Genomic DNA, 18902 nt, shown 5'->3' with positions numbered 1-18902 from the left:
CCCATGCCCGCCGCCGTGACTCCCCTACTGAAACCCGCCGAGGCCGCCGAAGTGCTGGGGGTCTGTGAAAAGACCTTGCAGCAATGCCGCGCGCGCGGGTTAAGGTACGTGACAGTTACGCGCGGCGCGATCCGCTATCGGGCGGACGATCTGCAAGCTTACATCGAGGCACAGACATGCCGTTCAGAACCGCCAAAACCAAAATCTGGCAATATGACATCCAGGTCCGGGGTCGTCGACTTCGCGGAAGCACTGGCACAGACGACTACGAGGAAGCGAAAGCAATAGAGGCCGAGGTCAGGGCCCGGGCCAAGACCAGCCAGGCTGACCGCGCCGCCTGTACGCTCTCGCAAGCCTTCGGCACCTATCACGTCGACATCTGCCAGCACCAGCCCAGCAGCGCCACCAGCGCCTCGCAGGCCAAGGCCATCCTGAAGCATATCCCAGGCCAGACACGCCTCGACGAACTCACCAATGCCGACCTGATGAAGATGGTGAACCAGATGCGCGCGAGCTGCTCAAACGCCACGGTGAACCGCCGCTTGCAGTACATGGGACGCGCATGCCGGCACATGGTAAAGTTCTACGGTGCCGAGCTTGGCGATCTCAACTTCAAGGCGCCGGAGGTCAGAGAGGCGCAGGAGCGCATCAGGGAACTGTCGCAGGACGAACAGCGGCGACTCTTCGAGAAGCTGCCGGCCGACCTGCATGCACCGGTTACGTTCTGCCTGATGACCGGCTGCCGGATCAGCACCATGGCAGGCCTGCTTTGGAGCGACATCGGCGACAACGAGATCATCTTCCGGCTCAAGGGCGGCACGACGATGACCTTTCCGATCAGCCGGGAGATGCGGGCATTTCTGTCAGCCCTGCCGAAGTCCAACGTGATCGAGGCCCGGCGCTATGTCTTCACCAGGATCGACAAACAGACGATGGAGCGGACGCGCATTGTGCCGAAGGGCGGCGTCTTCAACGCTGAGTTCCGCGAGGCCGTGGCGGAAGCGAGAATCCCCGATTTCCGGTTCCACGATCTGCGACACACATTTGCCACCCGCATGCTGCGCCAGACCCGAAACCTCAAGCTGGTGTCACAGCTGCTGGGTCACAAGGACATAACCACGACCGCGCGATACGCTCATGTCCTGGTCGATGACATGCGTGCCGCGCTGGATGAATTCAGCCCGGTTTCGGGCGGCGATCCCCAGAATTACCCCCAGAGCATCACCCTAAGTAATTGATATTATTATACTGAATGGCGGCTTCCCAAGCTTAAGTTACGGGTTCAATTCCCGTTACCCGCTCCATTTTCCCCACTCCAGGCCCAGTGTCGGGCCCGCTTTGCCGCCGCCTCTGCCAGCTCGCCGACCTCGGGTCTGACCGGCCCCGGGCGCGCCGCATCCTGCAACGTGGTGGTGAGATAGGCGGGCACCGGGCCGCGCTGTCGCACCCAGGTCAGGTCGCGCAGGATCGCAGAGGCCGCGCCGCCCAGCCTGTCGGGCAGTTCCTGCCCGCTCAGCACGCCCCAGACCCCGGTCCAGAGCCGCCCGACACTCCAGGGGTTGTAGCCACCGCCACCAAGCACCAGAAGCCGCGGCGCTGCGCCGTGCAGCCGCGCCACAAGGTCGAAATGCGCCCGGTTCGACAGTTCCAGTCGCGCCAGCGGATCTTCGGCCACCGCATCCGCGCCGCATTGCAAAACGATCGCCTGCGGATCGAGCCGGTCGATGGCGGGCAGGATCACCCGGTCGCGCAGCACGGCGAATTCGCTGTCATTCAGCCCGCGCGGCACCGGCAGGTTGAGCGCCGCACCGCCGGCGCGGTCCGCGAAGGCGCCGGTAAACGGCCAGCGCCGCGCCTCATGCACCGAGATCATGCGGATGTCGCCGGCGCCGGCCAGCGCCGCCTCGACCCCGTCGCAATGATGCGCATCGATGTCGAGATAGAGAATGCGCCGCAGCCCCTGCGCCCGGAACGCCAGCAAGGCCAGCACCGGATCGTTGAGATAGCAGAACCCGGCCGCCCGGTCGGCCATGCCGTGATGGGTGCCGCCCCCGGGATTGAACACCACGCCGCCGTCGCGCAGCAATGCCGCGGCCAGCAGCGACCCGCCGGCGGCCGTGGCCGGCCGGCGGTACATCTCGGCATAGACCGGGTTCGACAGGGTGCCCAGCCCGTGCAGCGCGCGCATCTCATGGCTCACCGCCTGCGCCGCCTCGGCCGCCAGCAGCGCCGCGATATACCCCGGCGTGTGAAAGGCCTGAAGGGCCACCGGCTTGGCCCGGGGCGAGACCCGGTAGCGATCCGGCGGCAACCAGCCCAGCGCGCGCGACAGGTCGATCACCGTCGGCACCCGCGGTATGCTCAGCGGATGACGCCGGCCGTAGGTCGAGCCGCGATAGATGCCCGAACCGATGAAAACTGCCTCTGTCATGCCGCCAGTCTGACCGGTTTTCACGCTGAGCGCGAGCCCATCGCAAGTTCGGCCGGCCCGGCCTTCACCTCCCTGACGTCGCGGTATAGAACGCCGGCAATGACTTTTCGCACTGTCTGTCTTACCTGTCTCCTGCTTCTGGCCTGCGGTCTGTTCGGCGCGCTGGCCGCGGCCCTCGGGCTGCCGATGCCCTGGATGATCGGCGCGCTGATCGGCTCGGCGCTGGCGGTGGCGGTGTTTCAGAACGGGCCGCTGGCCAGTTACGACTTCCCGATGCGGCTGCGCACCGGGTTCATCACCCTGATCGGCGTGATGATCGGCACCCAGGCCACGCCCGACCTGCTGTCCCAGCTGCAATATCTGCCGCTGACCCTGGCCGCGCTCATCGTCTTTATCGCCTGCGCCCATGCCGGCAATGTCGTGATCTTCCGTCGTCTCGGCGGCTACGACCGCACGACCGCCTTCTTCAGCGGCACCCCCGGTGGGCTGATGGAGAGCATTCTGCTGGGCGAAAGCGCCGGGGCCGATCTGCGCCTGCTGACGATCCAGCAGTTCCTGCGGATCATTGTCGTGGTCTCGCTGGTGCCCGCCGGTCTTTCGCTCTGGCTCGGCCACCCGGTGGGCAGCGCCGCCGGCGCGCTTCCCGGCGAGACGGCGCAGATCACCGCGGGCGAGCTGCTTCTGGTGCTGATCGCCGCCGCTGTCGGTCTGGCGCTGGCGCGCCTGCTGCGCCTGCCTGCGGGCCAGATCACCGGCCCTTTGTTTCTCACCGCCGGGCTGTCGATGGCGGGTTATATCGATCTGCATGTGCCGTTCTGGATGATCGCCACCGCGCAGGTCGTCGTCGGCGCCAGCCTCGGGCTGCGGTTCAAGGGGGTCACGGCGCGGATGCTGCGCCGCTCGGTCTGGCTGGCGCTGCTCTCGGTGGGCTTCATGCTGATCCTCGGCGCCGGGCTGGCCACCGGCCTGCATATTGCCACCGGTCTGCCCTTCCTGGTGCTGCTGATCAGCTTTGCCCCGGGCGGCGTGACCGAAATGTCGATCATCGCCCTCAGCCTCGCCGCCAGCCCGGCGCTGGTCAGCCTGCACCACGTGCTGCGCATCCTGCTGACGGTGGTGGAGCTGACCCTGCTGACCCGCGTGCAAACGACCAGACAGACCGCAAAAGTCCCGTCCGAGAACGACCCGCCCCGGCGGTGATCCAGCGGGCGTCCCGGCCACCGGGCGGACCCGGCGCAAAGACCGGGACGCGCGCCAGACGGTCAGGCCCGCCCCGGGGCCACGCGCCCAACCCGCCTCAGCCGGCCTTTTCTTCCAGCGTCAGCCATTCCTCCTCGGCCGCCTCAAGCTTGTCCTGGCGTTCGACCAGCGCCTCGGTGGCCTTCTTGAACTTCACCGGTTCGCGGGTGAACAGCGCCGGGTCGGCCAGGAGCCCCTCGAGCTTGCCGATTTCCGCCTCCAGCCGTTCGATCACCGCCGGCAATTCCTCGAGCCGGTGCTTCTCGGTAAAGCTGAGCCCGCCGGCGGGTGCCTTCATCTGCCGCTTCACCTTCGGCTTCGACGGCTTTGGCGTCTCGGCCTTTTCCACCACCGCCTCCGGCTGGCGCTGCGACTGGTAATCGCTCCAGCCGCCGGCATAGGCGGTCACCTTGCCATTGCCCTCCATGGCGATGGTCGTGGCCGCCACCCGATCAAGGAAATCCCGGTCGTGGCTGACCAGCAGCACCGTGCCGTCGTAATCGCCCAGCAGGTCCTGGAGCAGGTCCAGCGTCTCGACGTCGAGATCGTTGGTCGGCTCGTCGAGCACCAGCAGGTTGCTTTCCCGCGCCATGATCTTGGCCAGCAGCAGCCGCGCCCGTTCGCCACCGGAAAGCGAGGAAATCGGCGCCCGCGCCTGGCGCTCGTCGAACAGGAATTCCTTGAGATAGCCCACCACATGCTTGGGCTGGCCACGCACCATGATCTGATCGGCCTTGCCGGAAACCCGCATCTCGGGATCGCCGGTCAGATTGTCCCAGAGCGTCGCCTCCAGATCGAGCCGCGCCCGCGCCTGATCGAAGACCACCGGCATCAGGTTGGTGCCCAGGGTGACACGCCCGGCATCCGGCGCGATCTCGCCCAGCAGGATCTTCAGCAGCGTCGTCTTGCCCACGCCATTGGGACCGACAAAGGCCACCCGGTCACCGCGCTGGATCCGCAACGAGAAATCGCGGCAGATCGGCTTGTCGCCAAAGGTCTTGGAGATCGCCTCGGCCTCGATCACCTTGCGGCCCGATTTCGGCCCCGCCTCCAGCGCCATCGCCGCCGTGCCGGCGCGTTTGATCATCGAGGCGCGTTCCGCCCGCAGATCGCCGAGCGCGCGCACCCGGCCCATGTTGCGCTTGCGCCGCGCGCTGATGCCCTCGACCGCCCAGCGGGCCTCGCTCTTGATCTTGCGGTCGAGCTTGTGGCGCGCCTGATCCTCTTCTTCCCAGGTCTTGTCGCGCCAAGCCTCGAAATCGGCAAACCCCTTTTCCTGCCGGCGGGTCATGCCCCGGTCGATCCAGAGCGTCGCCCGGGTCAGCGCATTGAGAAACGCCCGGTCGTGCGAGATCAGCACAAAGGCGGCGCGCGGCGCCTTCAACTCGCGCTCCAGCCAGCCGATCGCCTGGATATCCAGATGGTTGGTCGGCTCGTCGAGCAGCATCAGGTCGGGCGCCTCGGCCATCAGCTTGGCCAGCGCCGCGCGCCGCCGCTCGCCGCCCGAGGCGGTCGCCACCGGCCGCGCCGGATCGAACTTCAGCCCCTCGCCGGCGCGCTCCACCTTGTAAAGCTCGCCCGGCTCCAGCCCGCTGGCCGCGAAATCGCCCAAGGTGGCAAAGCCCGAGAGGTCGGGCTCCTGCTCCATGTAGCCCACCGAAACGCCCGGCGGCACCACGCGGCTGCCGCGGTCGGGCTCGACCAGCCCGGCCATCACCTTCATCAGCGTCGACTTGCCCGAGCCGTTGCGCCCGACCAGCGCCACCCGGTCGCGCTCCTGCACCACCAGGTCGAGAGAATCGAACACCGGATCGCCGCCGAAGGTCAGGGAAATGCCGGAAAGTTGCAAAAGGGGTATCTGTGCCATGGCTCGCAGCTAGAGGCGCCACGCCCGATGGTCAAGGCCCGACACCGCTGCTTCCTCTTGCCGAAAATACCTTCTGCGCCGGCCAGATCGCGCGGTCGGCGCCGGCCTCCCGACACCGCCGCAAGCCGGGGCCGCGGGCCCGCACCCGATCCCGGCCGCCACCCGAACCGGCAGCTATCCCGCCACCGCCCGGAGCAGCTTCTTGCGGGCCGGCGGAATCGCCCCGATTTCCACCCCGGTAAAGACATGCAGCGTGTTCATCTGCCGGTCCACCACCGCATGATCCGACACCCAGCCGCCCATCATCAGATAGGTGCGCAGCAGGGGCGGCATCCGCCGCATGGCGAGCTTCATGTCGGGTTTGCGGCGCAGCCGGGCGGCAAAGCGAAAGACATTCGGCGCCTTGACCTTGGGCAGCCAGCGTTTCGGCCCGAGGTGGCGCTCCTTGAGCATGGCGAAGGCGTCGTAGTATTCGCCGGCCTCGGTGCCCCGGAACGAGGCGCAGCCAAACAGCAGCTCGACCGCATTGTCATCGACATAGGCGGTCATCGCCCCCCAGGCGACGCGCAGCACATCGGCGTCGGCCACCTCGGGATGCACGCAGAACCGGCCCATTTCGACCATCCGTCCCTGATAGGCGGAAAGCGCCGAAAGCTCGTAATATTGCGCCGAATAGCTGCGCGCGATCTCCGAGCCGCCGGTCAGCGGCAGGATGCGGAAACAGCAGACCAGCCTGTTGTCGCGCCGGTCCTCGACAAGCAGATGGGTGCAGTCGGCATCGAATTCATCGGCGTCGCGGCCCGGGCGGCCGTGAAAGGCCAGATGGCGCAGCGCCTGGGCGGCCGCGACATCCTCGGCGGTCTCGGCGATCCGCGACATATACCGGCCCTTGATCAGTGCTTTCATCAGAATGTTCCGCCTGGCAATGACCAACAGCTGGTCGGCCTCCTGCTGTCAGACAAGTATGACGGATTGATGACCACACGTCACGCCGCACCCGCGCTGTGGCGCCGCGGCCCGGCTCAGCCGCCGTCGCCGATGCCACCGAGGTTGATGCCGCCGATGTTGCCAAAGAGCTGGCGGATGAAGCCGATGTCGCCATCGCCGGTCACCGTCACCCGGCGTGTCAGCGCGACCACGCGACCATCCTCGAGCCCGTAGCGGGTGATATTGCGCACCACGCCATCGGCATCGAATTCCACCGCCACGATCTCGCGTTCGACGATTTCCGGCGGAAAGGCGCCGTAGTGGCGCACCCGGCTGCCGACGTAATAATAATTGCCCTGATCCAGAACGCCGCTGGTTCCGGGCACGCCGATGGTCTCGGCCACGGTGTCGCGGGTGTCGACGCCGACGATCACATCGGACAGTTCGCTGTCGCTGGGCAGGTAGCCGTGATTGCGGTATTGTGCCACGCAGGCCGACAGGACGGCGGCGCAGGCCAAGGCAACCACCATGCGCATGGCTTTGGTTCTGCCTGTCATTTCTGCCCTCTTGCTTTGCACCTGCCGTACTTTATATCCCGCTTACAGAAGGTTGGCCCGTGGTTCAAGAAAGGATGCGCTCAGGTTCATGTCACAAGAGATCGATTACAGCCGCCATGCGCTGGTGGTCACCGCCCTGCCGCAGAACCGGCCGCATCGGTTCGCCCTCGCCCCGACCGAGCCCGAACGCCGGGCGCTGGCGGCCGATTTCGACCTGAGCGCGCTGCGCAAGCTGCGCTTCGAGGGCGAGATCCGCAGCGCCGGAAAACGCGACTTCGTGCTGACCGGACGGCTTGGCGCGACGGTGGTGCAGCCCTGCGTGCAGACGCTCGAGCCGGTGACCACGCGGATCGAGGCCGATGTCGAACGCCGTTATGTCTCGGACTGGCAGGAGACCGTGCGAGAAGGCGCCGAGACCGAGATGCCCGAGGATGACACCGCCGAGCCGCTGGCCAGCCATATCGACCCTCATGCGGTGATGCTCGAGGCGTTGGCGCTGCATATCCCCGACTATCCGCGCGCCGAGACTGCGCCGCCTCTGGGCGAAATGGTGGTGACCGAGCCGGGCAAGACACCGCTGCGCGACAAGGACACCAAACCCTTTGCCGCCCTGGCGGCCCTCAAGGGCAAGCTGGAAAACGGCGAGGGCGAGGTCTGAGCCATGCCCGCCCGCGCGCCCCGGACCCCGATCCGGGGCCTCCTGGCCGCCACAGCCACCGGGCCCGGGACGCGGGTTGCCTGCGACAAAGGAATCGCTTGCAAGGGGGCCGAAAAGTCGTATTTTCGCGCCCTCTGAGAGATTTGGGGTTGTATATACCGCACATGTGCGCGTATCTGCCCGGAACCATCCGAAACCGCGGGCGCGGCTGACGTGCCCCCCGAGAAAGACTTGAGATTGAGCCATGGCTGTTCAGCAGAATAAAGTGTCCAAATCGCGCCGGAACAACCGCCGTGCGCATGATTCCCTGGTCGCTGCCAACCCCAACGAATGCGACAACTGCGGTGAGCTGAAGCGCCCGCACCATGTCTGCCCGTCCTGCGGCCATTACGCGGAACGTGAAGTCGTTGCCGTGGCAGACGAAATCGAGCTGGACGAAGACGCAGCCTAAGGCTTCCTCTGGCAAGGCCTCTCCCTCATGACCGCACCCACGAGACAGACTGCGGCAGAGGCCGGGCCGGGTGACAGGCGTGTTGTCTTGTCGATCGACGCGATGGGCGGGGACCGAGGTCCCGGCCCCGTTGTCGCGGGATGTGACCGCTCGGCACGCAAAAACCCCGATCTGGGCTTTATCCTGCACGGTCCCGAGGACGAACTGCGCGCGCTTGTCGCCAAGCGCAAGACGCTGCGCGGCCGCTGCGAGATTCGCAATGCCGAGGGCGTTGTCGCGATGACCGACAAGCCCAGCCAGGTGATGCGCCGTGGCAAGGGCACCTCGATGTGGTCGGCGCTGGAATCGGTGCGCGACGGCGAGGCGGCCGTGGCGGTCTCCTGTGGCAATACCGGCGCGCTGATGGCGCTCTCCATGGTGCGTCTGCGCAAGCTGCCGGGGGTAAACCGCCCGGCCATCGGTGTGCTCTGGCCCTCGCGCAACAAACAGGGGTTCAACGTCATGCTCGACGTCGGGGCGGATGTCCGCGCCGATGCGCATGATCTGTTCCAATACGCGCTGATGGGCGCTTCTTATGCGCGCAACGGCCTGCATGTCGATCCGCCGCGCATCGGGTTGCTCAACGTCGGCACCGAGGAACACAAGGGGCGGCAGGAGCTGCGCGAGGCGCATGACCTGATCCGCAACCACGCCCAGAACGGTCGCTATGAATTCGTGGGCTTCGTCGAAGGCGGTGACATCCCCGGCAACCGCGCCGACGTGATCGTGACCGACGGCTTCACCGGCAATGTCGCGCTCAAGACTGGCGAAGGCACCGCCAGCCTGATCGGCGACTTTCTCAAGGAAGCCTTCAAATACACCCCGCTGTCGCGGCTGGCGGCGCTTCTCGCCCTGCCCTCGCTGCGCCGGTTGCAAAAACGCATCGATCCGCGCCGGGTCAATGGCGGGGTTTTTCTCGGATTGAACGGAACTGTGGTAAAATCCCACGGATCGGCCGATGCCATGGCGGTGAGCGCCGCGGTCAAGCTGGCGTTCAAGCTGGCCAATGCCGGGTTCAACCAAAAAGTGGCTGCCCATATCGCGGCAGCCGCGCAGGTCGCCGAACAAGCCAGGGAAGACAACGCCCAGGGTGACGGAGCGACCACAGGAGAGCATATATGACGCGACGCGCGGTTGTTATCGGTGCAGGTCATTACCTGCCCGAACGGGTGGTCGAAAACGCCGAATTCGAAAAGACGCTGGATACCTCCGATGAATGGATCCGCTCGCGATCCGGCATCGAACGTCGCCACTTCGCCGCCGAGGGCGAAACCACCTCCGATCTTGCCACCAAGGCAGCCCAGCGCGCACTGGACCAGGCCGGGCTCGCGGCCAATGACATCGACGCCATCGTCCTGGCCACCTCCACCGCCGATCTGACCTTTCCCTCCGCCGCCAGCATGGTGCAGGCCAAGCTGGGCATGGATCACGGCTTTGCCTTCGATCTTCAGGCAGTCTGTGCCGGCTTTGCCTATGCGCTGACCAATGCCAATGCGCTGATCCTCTCGGGCCAGGCCAGCCGGGTGCTGGTGATCGGTTCCGAGACCTTCAGCCGGATCATGGACTGGAACGACCGGTCGACCTGCGTGCTGTTCGGCGATGGCGCCGGCGCGCTGGTGCTCGAGGCGCAGGAGGGGAACGGCACCCCGGAGGATCGCGGCATCCTGGCCACCGATCTCAATTCCGACGGCCGCCACAAAGACATTCTCTATGTCGATGGCGGCATCTCGACCCAGACCACCGGCTTTCTGCGCATGCAGGGCAAGGAGGTCTTTCGCCATGCCGTCGAAAAGCTGGCCGCCACCGCCGTCAAGGCGATGGACAGCGCCGGCGTGTCCTCGGAGGATGTCGATTGGGTGGTGCCGCATCAGGCCAACATCCGCATCATCCAGGGCACCGCGCGCAAGATGGGCCTGCCGATGGACAAGGTGGTTGTCACCGTTCAGGACCACGGCAACACTTCGGCGGCATCGATTCCTCTTGCCCTCTCCGTCGGCGTCGAGCGCGGGCAGATCAAAAAGGGCGATCTCATCGTGACCGAGGCAATCGGCGGCGGCCTGGCCTGGGGGGCCGTGGTTCTGCGCTGGTAATCGACGGTTTTTGCACGGGTTTTTCGCCTTTGCCCCGGTCGTTCATATTGACTCGGATTTGCTCCCCCGCCTAAGCTGTGGAAAATCTGGGGAGATTTCTGATGAGCGACAAGACACTGACACGTATGGACCTCAGCGAAGCGGTGTTTCGCGAAGTCGGGCTTTCGCGCAACGAAAGCGCCGAACTCGTCGAACGTGTGCTCAGCCTGATGTCCGATGCGCTGGTCGCCGGTGAGCAGGTCAAGATCTCGTCCTTCGGCACCTTTTCCGTGCGTGACAAGGCCGCGCGCGTCGGCCGCAACCCCAAGACCGGGCAGGAAGTGCCGATCGAGCCGCGCCGCGTCCTGACGTTCCGGCCATCGCACCTGATGAAAGACCGGGTCGCCGCGGGCAACCGGCGCTAAAGGGCGCGGGCGATGCCGAGCAAATCCCCCGACGCCTTTCGCACCATTTCCGAGGTCGCCGATTGGCTGAACACCCCGGCGCATGTGCTGCGCTTCTGGGAAAGCAAGTTCAGCCAGGTCAAGCCGGTCAAACGCGCCGGCGGACGGCGCTATTACCGCCCCGCCGACATGACGCTGCTCGGCGGCATCAAGAAGCTGCTGCATGACGACGGCATGACCATCAAGGGCGTGCAGAAGATCCTGCGTGAACAGGGGATCAAACACGTTTCGGCCATGTCGCCGCCACTCGAGGAAGATCTCGAGGCGATGATCGAGGCGACTCCACAGGCCACGCCGGCACCCATGGCACCGGAAACCGGTCAGGTGCTGGATTTCACCAGTCGCAGCGGCCCGGGCGACGCCCCGCCGGACACGCCCGCCCCGAACGAGCCCGAATCCGCCGTGCCCCTGTCCGCGCCGAGCGAGACACTCCGCGAGGCGACGCCCGAGATCACCGATCTCTTTGCGCCCGAAGGCACCGGCAGCGACAATGCCTTTGCCTCGCCGGAGGAAGCCACACCCGCCCCGAGCGCGCCGGACAGCCCGGCCGAAACGGCCGACACCGAGGATCTGCCGGACTTCTTGCAAAAACCGATGTCGGAACGTCTGGCCGAGACGCCCGGCGGCCCGTCGGCGACACCGCTGCCCGAAGAGGCGCTCGACAATCCGCCGCCGGCTGATCCGGCCGAGACCACGAAGGCCGCCGAAGATGCGCCGCAGGCCCCCTCGGAGCCGGAGCCAGACCCGCTGTCTCATGCCCTGCCCGACCCGGCGCCGGAAGCCACGGCACCGGTCCCGTCACAGGCCGCGCCCGAAGACGACGCCGCGCTGCTGGCCGCCGTCCTGCGCGACTCCGAGGCCGAGGAGGACGGCGACGATGATGCACCGCGCGTCCGCGACATCGATGTTCCGCCCGATCCGAGCGACCACGAGGTTGCCGCCGCCCCGGGCCTGCTGACCCTGCTCACTGCACCGAAAACCCGCGACCTGGGGCTGAGTGCCGAGCAGATCGAGACGCTGATCGTGCGGGTCCGCGACCATGCGCGCGCAATGAGTCACGCCGGCAGAAACTGACTTTGAAAATGTTGGCAATTACCTCTTGCCCCGCCGCCGAAAACAGGTATGTAGGCACTCCAGTCGGGCTATGGCGCAGCCTGGTAGCGCGTCCGTCTGGGGGACGGAAGGTCGCAGGTTCGAGTCCTGCTAGCCCGACCATTATACTCCTCCCCCAAAAGACACCCTGCGGTGTGTCGGGTCCTTGTTCGAAAGGAAACCGCACATGACAGGTGTACTCGCAAGCCAGCACATCAGCGATCTGATCGCCCAGGGGGCCATAACCGGCAATCCCGAGATCATCGAGGCGCAGATTCAGCCCGCCAGCCTCGATCTGCGGCTGGGTCACAAGGCCTATCGCGTGCGCGCCTCGTTCCTCGCCGGACAAAATCGCAAGGTCTCGGATCGGCTGGAAGAATTCGGCATGCACGAGATCGACCTCAGCGCCGGCGCGGTGCTGGAAAAGGGCGCGGTCTATGTGGTGCCGCTGATGGAATCGCTCGCCCTGCCCGCAGGTATCCAGGCGGTGGCCAATGCCAAGAGCTCGACCGGCCGGCTCGACTTGCTGACCCGGCTGATCACCGATCAGGGCACCGAGTTCGACCGCATCCCCGATGGCTACACCGGCCCGCTTTATGCCGAGATCTGCCCGCGGTCGTTCTCCGTGCTTGTCCGCCCCGGCATGCGGCTCAACCAGATCCGTTTTCGCAAGGGTCAGGCGGTGCTGGACGACGCCACCCTGCGCGCTGTCCACGCCGAGACACCGCTTGTCGACAGCGAGGCGGTGATCGATGGCGGCCTCGGCTTCTCCGTCGATCTGGAGCCGGCAGAGGGCACGCTGGTGGGCTACCGCGCCAAACCCCATACCGGGGTGATCGATCTTGACCGGATCGGCCATTACGATCCGCTGGAGTTCTGGGAAGAGCTGCACAGCACCAGCGGTCACCTGATCCTCGACCCCGGCGCCTTCTATATTCTGGTCAGCCGCGAAGCCGTGCATATCCCGCCCGCCTACGCCGCCGAGATGGCGCCCTATATCGCCATGGTAGGCGAGTTCCGGGTGCATTACGCCGGCTTCTTCGATCCCGGATTCGGCCATGATGCCGCCGGCGGTCAAGGCGCGCGCGGCGTGCTCGAGGTCCGCTGTCACGAGGCGCCCTTCGTGCTGGAACATGGCCAGATCGTCGGCCGGCTGGTCTATGAGCGGATGCAGGCACAGCCCGACGTGCTGTATGGCGCCGGCTTGCAGTCGAATTACCAGGGCCAGGGGTTGAAGTTGTCAAAGCACTTCAAGTAAGTCGCTTTTCAATTTCAAAACAATCCCTTACGTGGTGACCCTAACGCAAATCCATAAGCCGGACGGGAGGGTTCACCCATCACATGAAGTTAAGGCGTTACCTTAACTTCATGCATTACCTTAAGTGAATGTATCGCGTTAAATTTATGCAGCACATGAAGAGACGCTTACAACCGACCAGCCCGCCGCGCCATGCGGATTGCGCGCTTGGCCTGTTGCGCCTGAGCCTTGGTCTGCTTTGGGCTGGTCCCCCGCGCGCCGCTGCGTTTGGCGACCCGGTCGATTCCGGCATCGATGCCGCGGCTCATCGCCTTTTTCAGAAACATCCGCACGACCATGTTGATCAGTTGATTGGCGTTCATCGCCCGCTCTCCCGTATGATGTGCCCATGGAATACCAGCAAATCGTGCCAGAATATGGACGCTCCTGCGGTCAGTCTTCGAAAAGCTCGCTTTGTCCCGCTTCCGCCTCGGGTTCGTCCTCGCCTTCGCCGAATTGCGGCGTGCCGGGCAGCGGCCGGCTCTCCAGCAGGCCCGCCTGGCGCAGTTCCTTGAGCCCCGGCAGGTCGCGCGCGCTTTCCAGCCCGAAATGATCGAGGAATTCCGGCGTGACAACGAAGGTCACCGGCCGCCCCGGCGTCATCTTGCGGCGGCCAAAGCGGATCCACTCCATTTCCAAAAGCTGATCCACCGTACCGCGCGACACGCTCACACCACGAATTTCCTCGATCTCGGCGCGGGTGACCGGCTGGTGATACGCAATGATCGCCAGCGTCTCGATGGCGGCGCGTGACAGCTTGCGGGTCTCGACCGTTTCCTTCTGCATCAGAAAGGCCAGGTCGGCGGCGGTGCGCATCGCCCAGGCCTCGCCGACCTTGATGACCTGCACGCCGCGCCCCTCGTACCGCCGGCGCAGATGCACCAGCGCCTCGGCGGCATCGCAACCATGCGGCATTCGGGCCTCGAGATCCCTGACCGTCACCGGCTCGGCGCTCGCAAAGAGCACGGCTTCGACCATCCGCTCCTGTTCCGCCATGGGCGGGGCCGCGAAGAGGCTTTTCTCTTCGGTGTCAGTCGATTGCACGTCGTCGCTCATCTATTTATCCGTGATCCGGCGAAGCTCGATCGCCTCGAATGTGCCTTGCTGGCGCAATTCCGCCTTGCCCTCCTTGACCAGTTGCAACGAGGCCGCAAAGGTCGCCGCGGTGGCCGAACGGAGCCGCACCGGGTCTGCCGCCCAACCTTCTGGAAGATATAGGGAAATATCGGTCCAGGTGCCGGCGAACCCGATCATGCCCCGCATCCGCTCCAGCGCCTCTTCCATGGTAAAGACCGAGTCGCGGTCCATCACGAAGGGACGGAATTCGTCGCGCGTGCGGATCCGGGCATAGCCCTGCATTAAGTCCAGCAAGGTCGCCGTGTAAGTCACTGACTTCACGCGCTCAACCGTCTCCGGCACCCCGCGCGCGAATACATCGCGCCCAAGCCGGTTGCGGGCCATGAGCTGGGCGGCGGCGGTGCGCATCGCCTGCAAACGTTCGAGCTGGAACGCCAGATGCGCCGCCAGATCCTCGCCCGACGGGCCTTCTTCCTCGGGATCGGGCGGCAACAGCAGCCGCGATTTGAGAAAGGCCAGCCAGGCCGCCATGACCAGGTAATCCGCCGCCAGCTCGATCCTGAGCGCCTTGGCCTTTTCGACAAAGGCCAGGTATTGCCGCGCCAGTTCCAGCACCGAGATCTTGCGCAGATCGACCTTTTGCGTGCGCGACAGCATCAGAAGCAGGTCGAGCGGCCCTTCGAAACCGTCGACATCGACGATCAGCGCCTCGGCCGCCAGCCGGTCGGCAACGCTTTGCGGCTCTTGCGGTGTCTCGTCGAATTCGATTTCGTCCATAGCCTAGCGCCCTGCCAGAAGCGCCTCAAACTGCGCATCCAGAGCCTCGGTGTCAACCTCTCCTGCCGGCTGGCGCAGCGCCAGCGCGGCGCGGCCACGCAGAGACGCGCCCTCGCTCATCGGCCCGGCGTTGTCGGCCACGTCGCGCATCTCGTCGAGATAGCCGTTGCAATGCAGCACCAGGTCACAGCCGGCGGCGATCGCCGCTTTGGCGCGGTCGCCCGGCGTGCCGCTCAGCGCCTGCATCGAGATGTCGTCGGTCATCAGCAAACCGGCAAAGCCGATCTCTTCACGGATCAGGTTGATCATCGCACCGGATTGCGTGGCCGGGAAATGTGGATCGACCGCCTCGAAGATCATATGCGCGGTCATGCCCATCGGCACATCGCTCAGCGCGGCAAAGGGCACCCAATCGACCGCCCGCAGCTCATGCACAGAGGCCCGCGTATGCGGCAGCTCGAGATGGCTGTCGACACGGCCCCGGCCATGGCCCGGGATGTGTTTCATCACCGGCAGCACGCCACCATCGAGCAGCCCGCGCACCACCGCGCGGCCGACGTCGGTCACCTGGTCGGGGGTTTCGCCGTAGCAGCGGTTGCGCAGGAACTCATGCGTGCCTTCGCCCGCCACATCCAGCGTCGGGATGCAATTGACGTCGATGCCAAAGCCGCGCAGCTCTTCGGCCATGATCCGGGCGCGCAGGTACATGCCCTCGGGCGCTCTCGCGCCGAGCCGCGCCACATCGGTCAGCGGCGGACGCCAGCGCCGTGCCAGAGGCGGCAGGATGCGCTGCACCCGGCCGCCTTCCTGATCGATCAGGATCGCGGCGTCGCGGCCCACGGTTGCGCGCAGATCTTCGCACAGCGCGCGGAGCTGCGCCGCATCGCCAATGTTGCGGGCGAACAGGATAAAGCCCCAGGGGTCCACATCGCGAAAGAATTGCCGTTCAACGCCGGTCAGCTTCTCCCCGCGCGGGGCGAAAATCGCGGCGGTGGCGGTCATTTCACCACGACCGGAATGCAATCGGCCCGTTCCGCCACCAGCGCGGCACAGAACCGGCGGGCCTCGGCCAGATCGCCAAAGCCATGGGCGCGCAGACGATAGAAGGTGCGGCCGCCGCTCTTGGCTTTCTGGATCACCCGCGCCTTGCCGTCAAAGAAGCTGTCGAACCGGCCCGAAATCCGGCCCCATTCCTGCTCGGCGACCTCGGCGCTCTCATAGGCGCCCAGTTGCACAAGGCGGGTGCCGGTGGCCAGATCCGCGGCGGCCAGCGTCGCCACCTCGGCCACGGCGGGGGTGGCGGCCACCGGGGTGACGGCGGACACCTGGCTGGCGCGGACAAGCTCGGCGGGGCGGTTGCGCGGGCGCGGGCTGCGACGTACGCCGGGCCCGGTGACCACCGGCGCCTGTTCTTCCGCCACCGGTTTCAGCGCGGTCTTGACCGGCTGTCCCGCGGCAGGCGCGTCATCGCCCAGCGGCATGGCATCCGCGACCACCTGATCGACCAGCGCCTGGATCGTGGCATCGCCGTCCGGTTTGGGGGCGGTGCCCCCCTCGACCCGGTTGGTCATGATCGCCAGGGACGCGGGCACCGGCGCGGCCTCATCGGTGTCGGGCAAAGTGGCCAGTTCGGTCTGCGCTGCGGCCTCCTGGCTGCGCAGGCGCGGCGCTTCGCGCGGGACGTCTTCTTCTTCCAGCCCCACCGGTTGCGGCGCCAGCGCCACCCGGTCGACCGGGCCCGAGGCGGTGCCACGGCCGGCCACCTCATTGACGGCCAGGCCCTGGTGATCGGCGGCTTCGCCGCCGGGGTTTTCCGGCGCCACGCGCCAGGGCCCTGAGGTTGCCTTGACCACCGGCACGCCGGACACATCTCGCACCAGTAGCTGGTAGCCCCAGATGCCCACGCCCAGCAATAGCGCCAGCGACACCGCCGCCCCCGCCACATTGGCATAGGTGCCCATGCCGGCGCCCTTGCGACCGGGTTCAGGGGTATGTGTCTGGAATCCGCCTTGCCCACCGTATCCCACCGGGGATCCGGACATCTGGTAATCTGCCATTTTCGCCTCTCCGCTCCCCGCGATACGCGCCGCGGGGTTATGCTACTGACTGCTCTATTGACCGGCGACCAGATGTCTTAGCGCATCTCCTCCACCGGGGTCACGCCAAGGATACCAAGACCGGCGGAAATAACAACCGACACGGCCCGCGCCAATGCGATTTTCGCCAGCGATGTGTCCCGGTCACCCTCTTGCAGGAAACGCAGCTCGGGCAGATCGTTGCCCCGGTTCCAGAGCGTGTGGAATTCGCCAGCAAGTTCATAGAGATAGAAAGCAACGCGATGCGGCTCATGGGTGCGCGCCGCGATCTCGACAAGGCGCGGCCATTCGGCCAGTTTCTTGGCCACCGCCAGTTCCGCCGCATGGTCCAGCTTGGCCAGATCGGCCCGGCTCGGCGCGCCGGCCTCGGGCGCCATGCCTGCGTCGCGGGCCTTGCGCAGCACCGAATGCACCCGGGCATTGGCATATTGCACGTAGAACACCGGGTTTTCGCGGCTCTGTTCCAGCACCTTGTCGAAATCGAAATCCAGCGGCGCATCGTTCTTGCGCGTGAGCATGACAAAGCGGGTCACGTCGGGCCCGACCTGATCGACGACATCGCGCAGGGTGACGAAAGTGCCGGCGCGTTTCGACATCTTGAAAGGCGCGCCGTTCTTGTAGAGCTTGACCAGCTGCGTCAGCTTGATGTCGAGCGGCGTCTTGCCGTCCGACAGCGCCGAAACGGCCGCCTTCATGCGCTTGACATAGCCGCCGTGATCGGCGCCGAAGACATCGATAAGGCCGTCGAAGCCTCTGGATATCTTGTCATAGTGATAGGCGATGTCCGGCGCGAAATAGGTCCAGCTGCCGTCGGATTTCTTGATCGGCCGGTCCACGTCATCGCCATGGGCGGTGGATTTGAACAGGGTCTGCTCCCGCGGTTCCCAATCCTCGGGCTTTTTGCCCTTGGGCGGCTCGAGCGTGCCGCGATAGATCAGCCCCTTGGCGTCGAGGTCCTGGATCGCGGCTTCGATCCGGCCGGTGCCATAAAGCGATTTCTCGGAATAGAAATGATCCATCTGCACGCCCAGCAGGCCCAGATCGGCGCGGATCAGTTCCATCATCGCCTCGGTGGCATAGTCGCGCACCTCGGCCAGCCAGACCTCTTCGCCCTGGTCGACATAGGCGTCGCCGACCTTGTCCTTGAGCGCCTCGCCCACCGGGATCAGGTAATCGCCGGGATAGGTGCCGTCTTCGAAGGCGACTTCCTGACCATGTGCCTCGAGATACCGGAGATAGACCGAGCGGGCCAGCACATCGACCTGTGCGCCGCCGTCATTGATGTAATATTCGCGGGTCACCGTATGGCCGGAATAATCCAGCAGGCTGGCCAGCGCGTCGCCAAAGACCGCGCCCCGGGTGTGGCCCACGTGCAGCGGGCCGGTGGGGTTGGCCGAGACATATTCGACGTTGATCTTCTGGCCCTGCCCCATGTCGGAGCGGCCGAAATCCCTGCCCTGCGTCAGGACCGTGCCGACCACGCCCTGCCAGACGGCGGGCGACAGCCGCATGTTGAGAAAGCCGGGGCCGGCAACATCGGCCTCGGTGATCCGATCGTCGGCGCGCAGCTTATCGGCCAGCGCCTCGGCGATGTCGCGGGGCTTTTTCTGCGCCGGTTTGGCCAGCACCATCGCGGCATTGGTGGCCATGTCGCCGTGCAGCGGATCGCGCGGCGGTTCCACCGCCACATTGGCGAAATCGAGGCCCTCGGGCAGCAAGCCCTCGGCGGTCATCTGGTCGAGCGCGGCAATCACCGTCCCGCGCAGGTCGGAAAAGAGGTTCATCGTCTGGTCCTTCAAGCTTGCCCGGGGTTTATCATGCCGCGCGCGGGCGTCAATCGAAGCCTAGGGCCGAGGCCCGG

General features: G+C 65.9%; 20 protein-coding genes and 1 tRNA gene. 11 read left to right on the top strand and 10 right to left on the bottom strand.

All coding sequences use genetic code 11. The features are described 5' to 3' along the window. Positions 1 to 3: 3 nt before the first annotated feature. Together AC0J5K_RS08020 and AC0J5K_RS08015 are read left to right on the top strand one after the other, a co-directional pair. Positions 4 to 288, top strand: coding sequence for a helix-turn-helix domain-containing protein (locus AC0J5K_RS08020; RefSeq protein WP_420398636.1), 285 nt, complete (start codon positions 4 to 6; stop codon positions 286 to 288). Then, positions 177 to 1238, top strand: a complete 1062-nt coding sequence (locus tag AC0J5K_RS08015) for a tyrosine-type recombinase/integrase (RefSeq protein ID WP_274562285.1) — start codon at positions 177 to 179, stop codon at positions 1236 to 1238. The genes AC0J5K_RS08020 and AC0J5K_RS08015 overlap by 112 nt, the downstream gene beginning before the upstream one ends. A 44-nt stretch (positions 1239 to 1282) precedes the next feature. On the opposite strand, the gene AC0J5K_RS08010 is transcribed toward AC0J5K_RS08015, so the two are convergent. Then, positions 1283 to 2431 carry an arginase family protein gene (locus tag AC0J5K_RS08010; RefSeq protein ID WP_274562287.1) on the bottom strand — a complete coding sequence of 383 codons (1149 nt, stop codon included), beginning with the start codon at positions 2429 to 2431 and terminating at the stop codon, positions 1283 to 1285. Positions 2432 to 2530: 99 nt separating this feature from the next. Between AC0J5K_RS08010 and AC0J5K_RS08005 the strand changes: the two genes are divergently transcribed. Then, on the top strand, positions 2531 to 3631 hold the full coding sequence (locus tag AC0J5K_RS08005; protein ID WP_074835716.1) for an AbrB family transcriptional regulator: 1101 nt from the start codon (positions 2531 to 2533) through the stop codon (positions 3629 to 3631). Positions 3632 to 3728: 97 nt separating this feature from the next. Here the strand turns inward: AC0J5K_RS08005 and AC0J5K_RS08000 are convergent, their stop codons facing one another. From AC0J5K_RS08000 to AC0J5K_RS07990, 3 genes are all read right to left on the bottom strand, one after another. Further along, positions 3729 to 5537, bottom strand: a complete 1809-nt coding sequence (locus tag AC0J5K_RS08000) for an ABC-F family ATP-binding cassette domain-containing protein (RefSeq protein ID WP_074835717.1) — start codon at positions 5535 to 5537, stop codon at positions 3729 to 3731. 174 nt (positions 5538 to 5711) lie between these two features. Beyond that, the gene (locus tag AC0J5K_RS07995; protein ID WP_074835813.1) at positions 5712 to 6443 is read right to left on the bottom strand and encodes a GNAT family N-acetyltransferase; all 732 of its coding nucleotides are present in this window, start codon (positions 6441 to 6443) and stop codon (positions 5712 to 5714) included. A 116-nt stretch (positions 6444 to 6559) separates the two neighbouring features. Then, positions 6560 to 7021, bottom strand: a complete 462-nt coding sequence (locus AC0J5K_RS07990; RefSeq protein ID WP_074835719.1) for an outer membrane protein assembly factor BamE — start codon at positions 7019 to 7021, stop codon at positions 6560 to 6562. Between the two features lie 88 nt (positions 7022 to 7109). Here AC0J5K_RS07990 and AC0J5K_RS07985 point away from each other — a divergent pair, with 88 nt between their 5' ends. The 8 genes from AC0J5K_RS07985 to AC0J5K_RS07950 all read left to right on the top strand — a co-directional run bounded on the left by AC0J5K_RS07985 (position 7110) and on the right by AC0J5K_RS07950 (position 13052). Beyond that, positions 7110 to 7679 (top strand): YceD family protein, encoded by a 570-nt coding sequence (locus AC0J5K_RS07985; RefSeq protein ID WP_274562301.1) that lies wholly within the window; start codon positions 7110 to 7112, stop codon positions 7677 to 7679. 244 nt (positions 7680 to 7923) lie between these two features. Further along, on the top strand, positions 7924 to 8130 hold the full coding sequence (gene rpmF / locus AC0J5K_RS07980; protein ID WP_048531890.1) for a 50S ribosomal protein L32: 207 nt from the start codon (positions 7924 to 7926) through the stop codon (positions 8128 to 8130). A gap of 27 nt (positions 8131 to 8157) precedes the next feature. Further along, complete coding sequence (gene plsX / locus AC0J5K_RS07975) at positions 8158 to 9291, top strand: phosphate acyltransferase PlsX (RefSeq protein WP_048531891.1); 1134 nt, start codon at positions 8158 to 8160, stop codon at positions 9289 to 9291. After that, the gene (locus tag AC0J5K_RS07970) at positions 9288 to 10259 is read left to right on the top strand and encodes a beta-ketoacyl-ACP synthase III (protein ID WP_048531892.1); all 972 of its coding nucleotides are present in this window, start codon (positions 9288 to 9290) and stop codon (positions 10257 to 10259) included. Before plsX ends, AC0J5K_RS07970 begins: the two co-directional genes overlap by 4 nt. Positions 10260 to 10360: 101 nt before the next feature. After that, positions 10361 to 10663 (top strand): integration host factor subunit alpha, encoded by a 303-nt coding sequence (gene ihfA, locus AC0J5K_RS07965; protein WP_048531893.1) that lies wholly within the window; start codon positions 10361 to 10363, stop codon positions 10661 to 10663. Positions 10664 to 10675: 12 nt separating this feature from the next. After that, positions 10676 to 11776 (top strand): MerR family transcriptional regulator, encoded by a 1101-nt coding sequence (locus AC0J5K_RS07960; protein ID WP_274562312.1) that lies wholly within the window; start codon positions 10676 to 10678, stop codon positions 11774 to 11776. Between the two features lie 64 nt (positions 11777 to 11840). Next, positions 11841 to 11917, top strand: a tRNA-Pro gene (locus tag AC0J5K_RS07955). A gap of 64 nt (positions 11918 to 11981) precedes the next feature. Next, positions 11982 to 13052 carry a 2'-deoxycytidine 5'-triphosphate deaminase gene (locus AC0J5K_RS07950; RefSeq protein WP_274562313.1) on the top strand — a complete coding sequence of 357 codons (1071 nt, stop codon included), beginning with the start codon at positions 11982 to 11984 and terminating at the stop codon, positions 13050 to 13052. Between the two features lie 167 nt (positions 13053 to 13219). On the opposite strand, the gene AC0J5K_RS07945 is transcribed toward AC0J5K_RS07950, so the two are convergent. From AC0J5K_RS07945 to argS, 6 genes are all read right to left on the bottom strand, one after another. Then, positions 13220 to 13414, bottom strand: coding sequence for a hypothetical protein (locus tag AC0J5K_RS07945; RefSeq protein WP_048531895.1), 195 nt, complete (start codon positions 13412 to 13414; stop codon positions 13220 to 13222). 70 nt (positions 13415 to 13484) lie between these two features. Beyond that, positions 13485 to 14147: an SMC-Scp complex subunit ScpB gene (scpB, locus tag AC0J5K_RS07940; protein ID WP_048531896.1), complete on the bottom strand. Its 663-nt coding sequence runs from the start codon at positions 14145 to 14147 to the stop codon at positions 13485 to 13487. Further along, positions 14148 to 14945, bottom strand: a complete 798-nt coding sequence (locus AC0J5K_RS07935; protein ID WP_048531897.1) for a segregation and condensation protein A — start codon at positions 14943 to 14945, stop codon at positions 14148 to 14150. 3 nt (positions 14946 to 14948) lie between these two features. Further along, positions 14949 to 15947, bottom strand: a complete 999-nt coding sequence (locus AC0J5K_RS07930; RefSeq protein WP_274562316.1) for a glycoside hydrolase family 3 N-terminal domain-containing protein — start codon at positions 15945 to 15947, stop codon at positions 14949 to 14951. After that, positions 15944 to 17002, bottom strand: a complete 1059-nt coding sequence (locus AC0J5K_RS07925) for an SPOR domain-containing protein (RefSeq protein WP_074835729.1) — start codon at positions 17000 to 17002, stop codon at positions 15944 to 15946. The genes AC0J5K_RS07930 and AC0J5K_RS07925 overlap by 4 nt, the downstream gene beginning before the upstream one ends. A gap of 77 nt (positions 17003 to 17079) precedes the next feature. Then, entirely contained in the window at positions 17080 to 18825 is a 1746-nt protein-coding gene (gene argS, locus AC0J5K_RS07920; protein WP_074835731.1) for an arginine--tRNA ligase, read from the bottom strand. Between the last annotated feature and the right edge of the window lie 77 nt (positions 18826 to 18902).

It is taken from the genome of Marinovum sp. E3 (genome assembly GCF_055755275.1).
This window is presented reverse-complemented; position numbering and strand designations above follow the sequence as displayed.

What these genes read in the sequence shown, in the direction of transcription:
- AC0J5K_RS07985 (WP_274562301.1), top strand. Translation starts at nt 7,110, where the DNA reads ATGTCACAAGAGATCGATTACAGCCGCCATGCGCTGGTGGTCACCGCC.
- AC0J5K_RS07935 (WP_048531897.1), bottom strand. Translation starts at nt 14,945, where the DNA reads ATGGACGAAATCGAATTCGACGAGACACCGCAAGAGCCGCAAAGCGTT.
- plsX (WP_048531891.1), top strand. Translation starts at nt 8,158, where the DNA reads ATGACCGCACCCACGAGACAGACTGCGGCAGAGGCCGGGCCGGGTGAC.
- AC0J5K_RS08015 (WP_274562285.1), top strand. Translation starts at nt 177, where the DNA reads ATGCCGTTCAGAACCGCCAAAACCAAAATCTGGCAATATGACATCCAG.
- AC0J5K_RS07960 (WP_274562312.1), top strand. Translation starts at nt 10,676, where the DNA reads ATGCCGAGCAAATCCCCCGACGCCTTTCGCACCATTTCCGAGGTCGCC.
- AC0J5K_RS07950 (WP_274562313.1), top strand. Translation starts at nt 11,982, where the DNA reads ATGACAGGTGTACTCGCAAGCCAGCACATCAGCGATCTGATCGCCCAG.
- AC0J5K_RS07995 (WP_074835813.1), bottom strand. Translation starts at nt 6,443, where the DNA reads ATGAAAGCACTGATCAAGGGCCGGTATATGTCGCGGATCGCCGAGACC.
- AC0J5K_RS07970 (WP_048531892.1), top strand. Translation starts at nt 9,288, where the DNA reads ATGACGCGACGCGCGGTTGTTATCGGTGCAGGTCATTACCTGCCCGAA.
- AC0J5K_RS08010 (WP_274562287.1), bottom strand. Translation starts at nt 2,431, where the DNA reads ATGACAGAGGCAGTTTTCATCGGTTCGGGCATCTATCGCGGCTCGACC.
- AC0J5K_RS07930 (WP_274562316.1), bottom strand. Translation starts at nt 15,947, where the DNA reads ATGACCGCCACCGCCGCGATTTTCGCCCCGCGCGGGGAGAAGCTGACC.
- scpB (WP_048531896.1), bottom strand. Translation starts at nt 14,147, where the DNA reads ATGAGCGACGACGTGCAATCGACTGACACCGAAGAGAAAAGCCTCTTC.
- AC0J5K_RS08020 (WP_420398636.1), top strand. Translation starts at nt 4, where the DNA reads ATGCCCGCCGCCGTGACTCCCCTACTGAAACCCGCCGAGGCCGCCGAA.
- AC0J5K_RS08005 (WP_074835716.1), top strand. Translation starts at nt 2,531, where the DNA reads ATGACTTTTCGCACTGTCTGTCTTACCTGTCTCCTGCTTCTGGCCTGC.
- AC0J5K_RS07990 (WP_074835719.1), bottom strand. Translation starts at nt 7,021, where the DNA reads ATGACAGGCAGAACCAAAGCCATGCGCATGGTGGTTGCCTTGGCCTGC.
- AC0J5K_RS08000 (WP_074835717.1), bottom strand. Translation starts at nt 5,537, where the DNA reads ATGGCACAGATACCCCTTTTGCAACTTTCCGGCATTTCCCTGACCTTC.
- rpmF (WP_048531890.1), top strand. Translation starts at nt 7,924, where the DNA reads ATGGCTGTTCAGCAGAATAAAGTGTCCAAATCGCGCCGGAACAACCGC.
- AC0J5K_RS07925 (WP_074835729.1), bottom strand. Translation starts at nt 17,002, where the DNA reads ATGGCAGATTACCAGATGTCCGGATCCCCGGTGGGATACGGTGGGCAA.
- argS (WP_074835731.1), bottom strand. Translation starts at nt 18,825, where the DNA reads ATGAACCTCTTTTCCGACCTGCGCGGGACGGTGATTGCCGCGCTCGAC.
- AC0J5K_RS07945 (WP_048531895.1), bottom strand. Translation starts at nt 13,414, where the DNA reads ATGAACGCCAATCAACTGATCAACATGGTCGTGCGGATGTTTCTGAAA.
- ihfA (WP_048531893.1), top strand. Translation starts at nt 10,361, where the DNA reads ATGAGCGACAAGACACTGACACGTATGGACCTCAGCGAAGCGGTGTTT.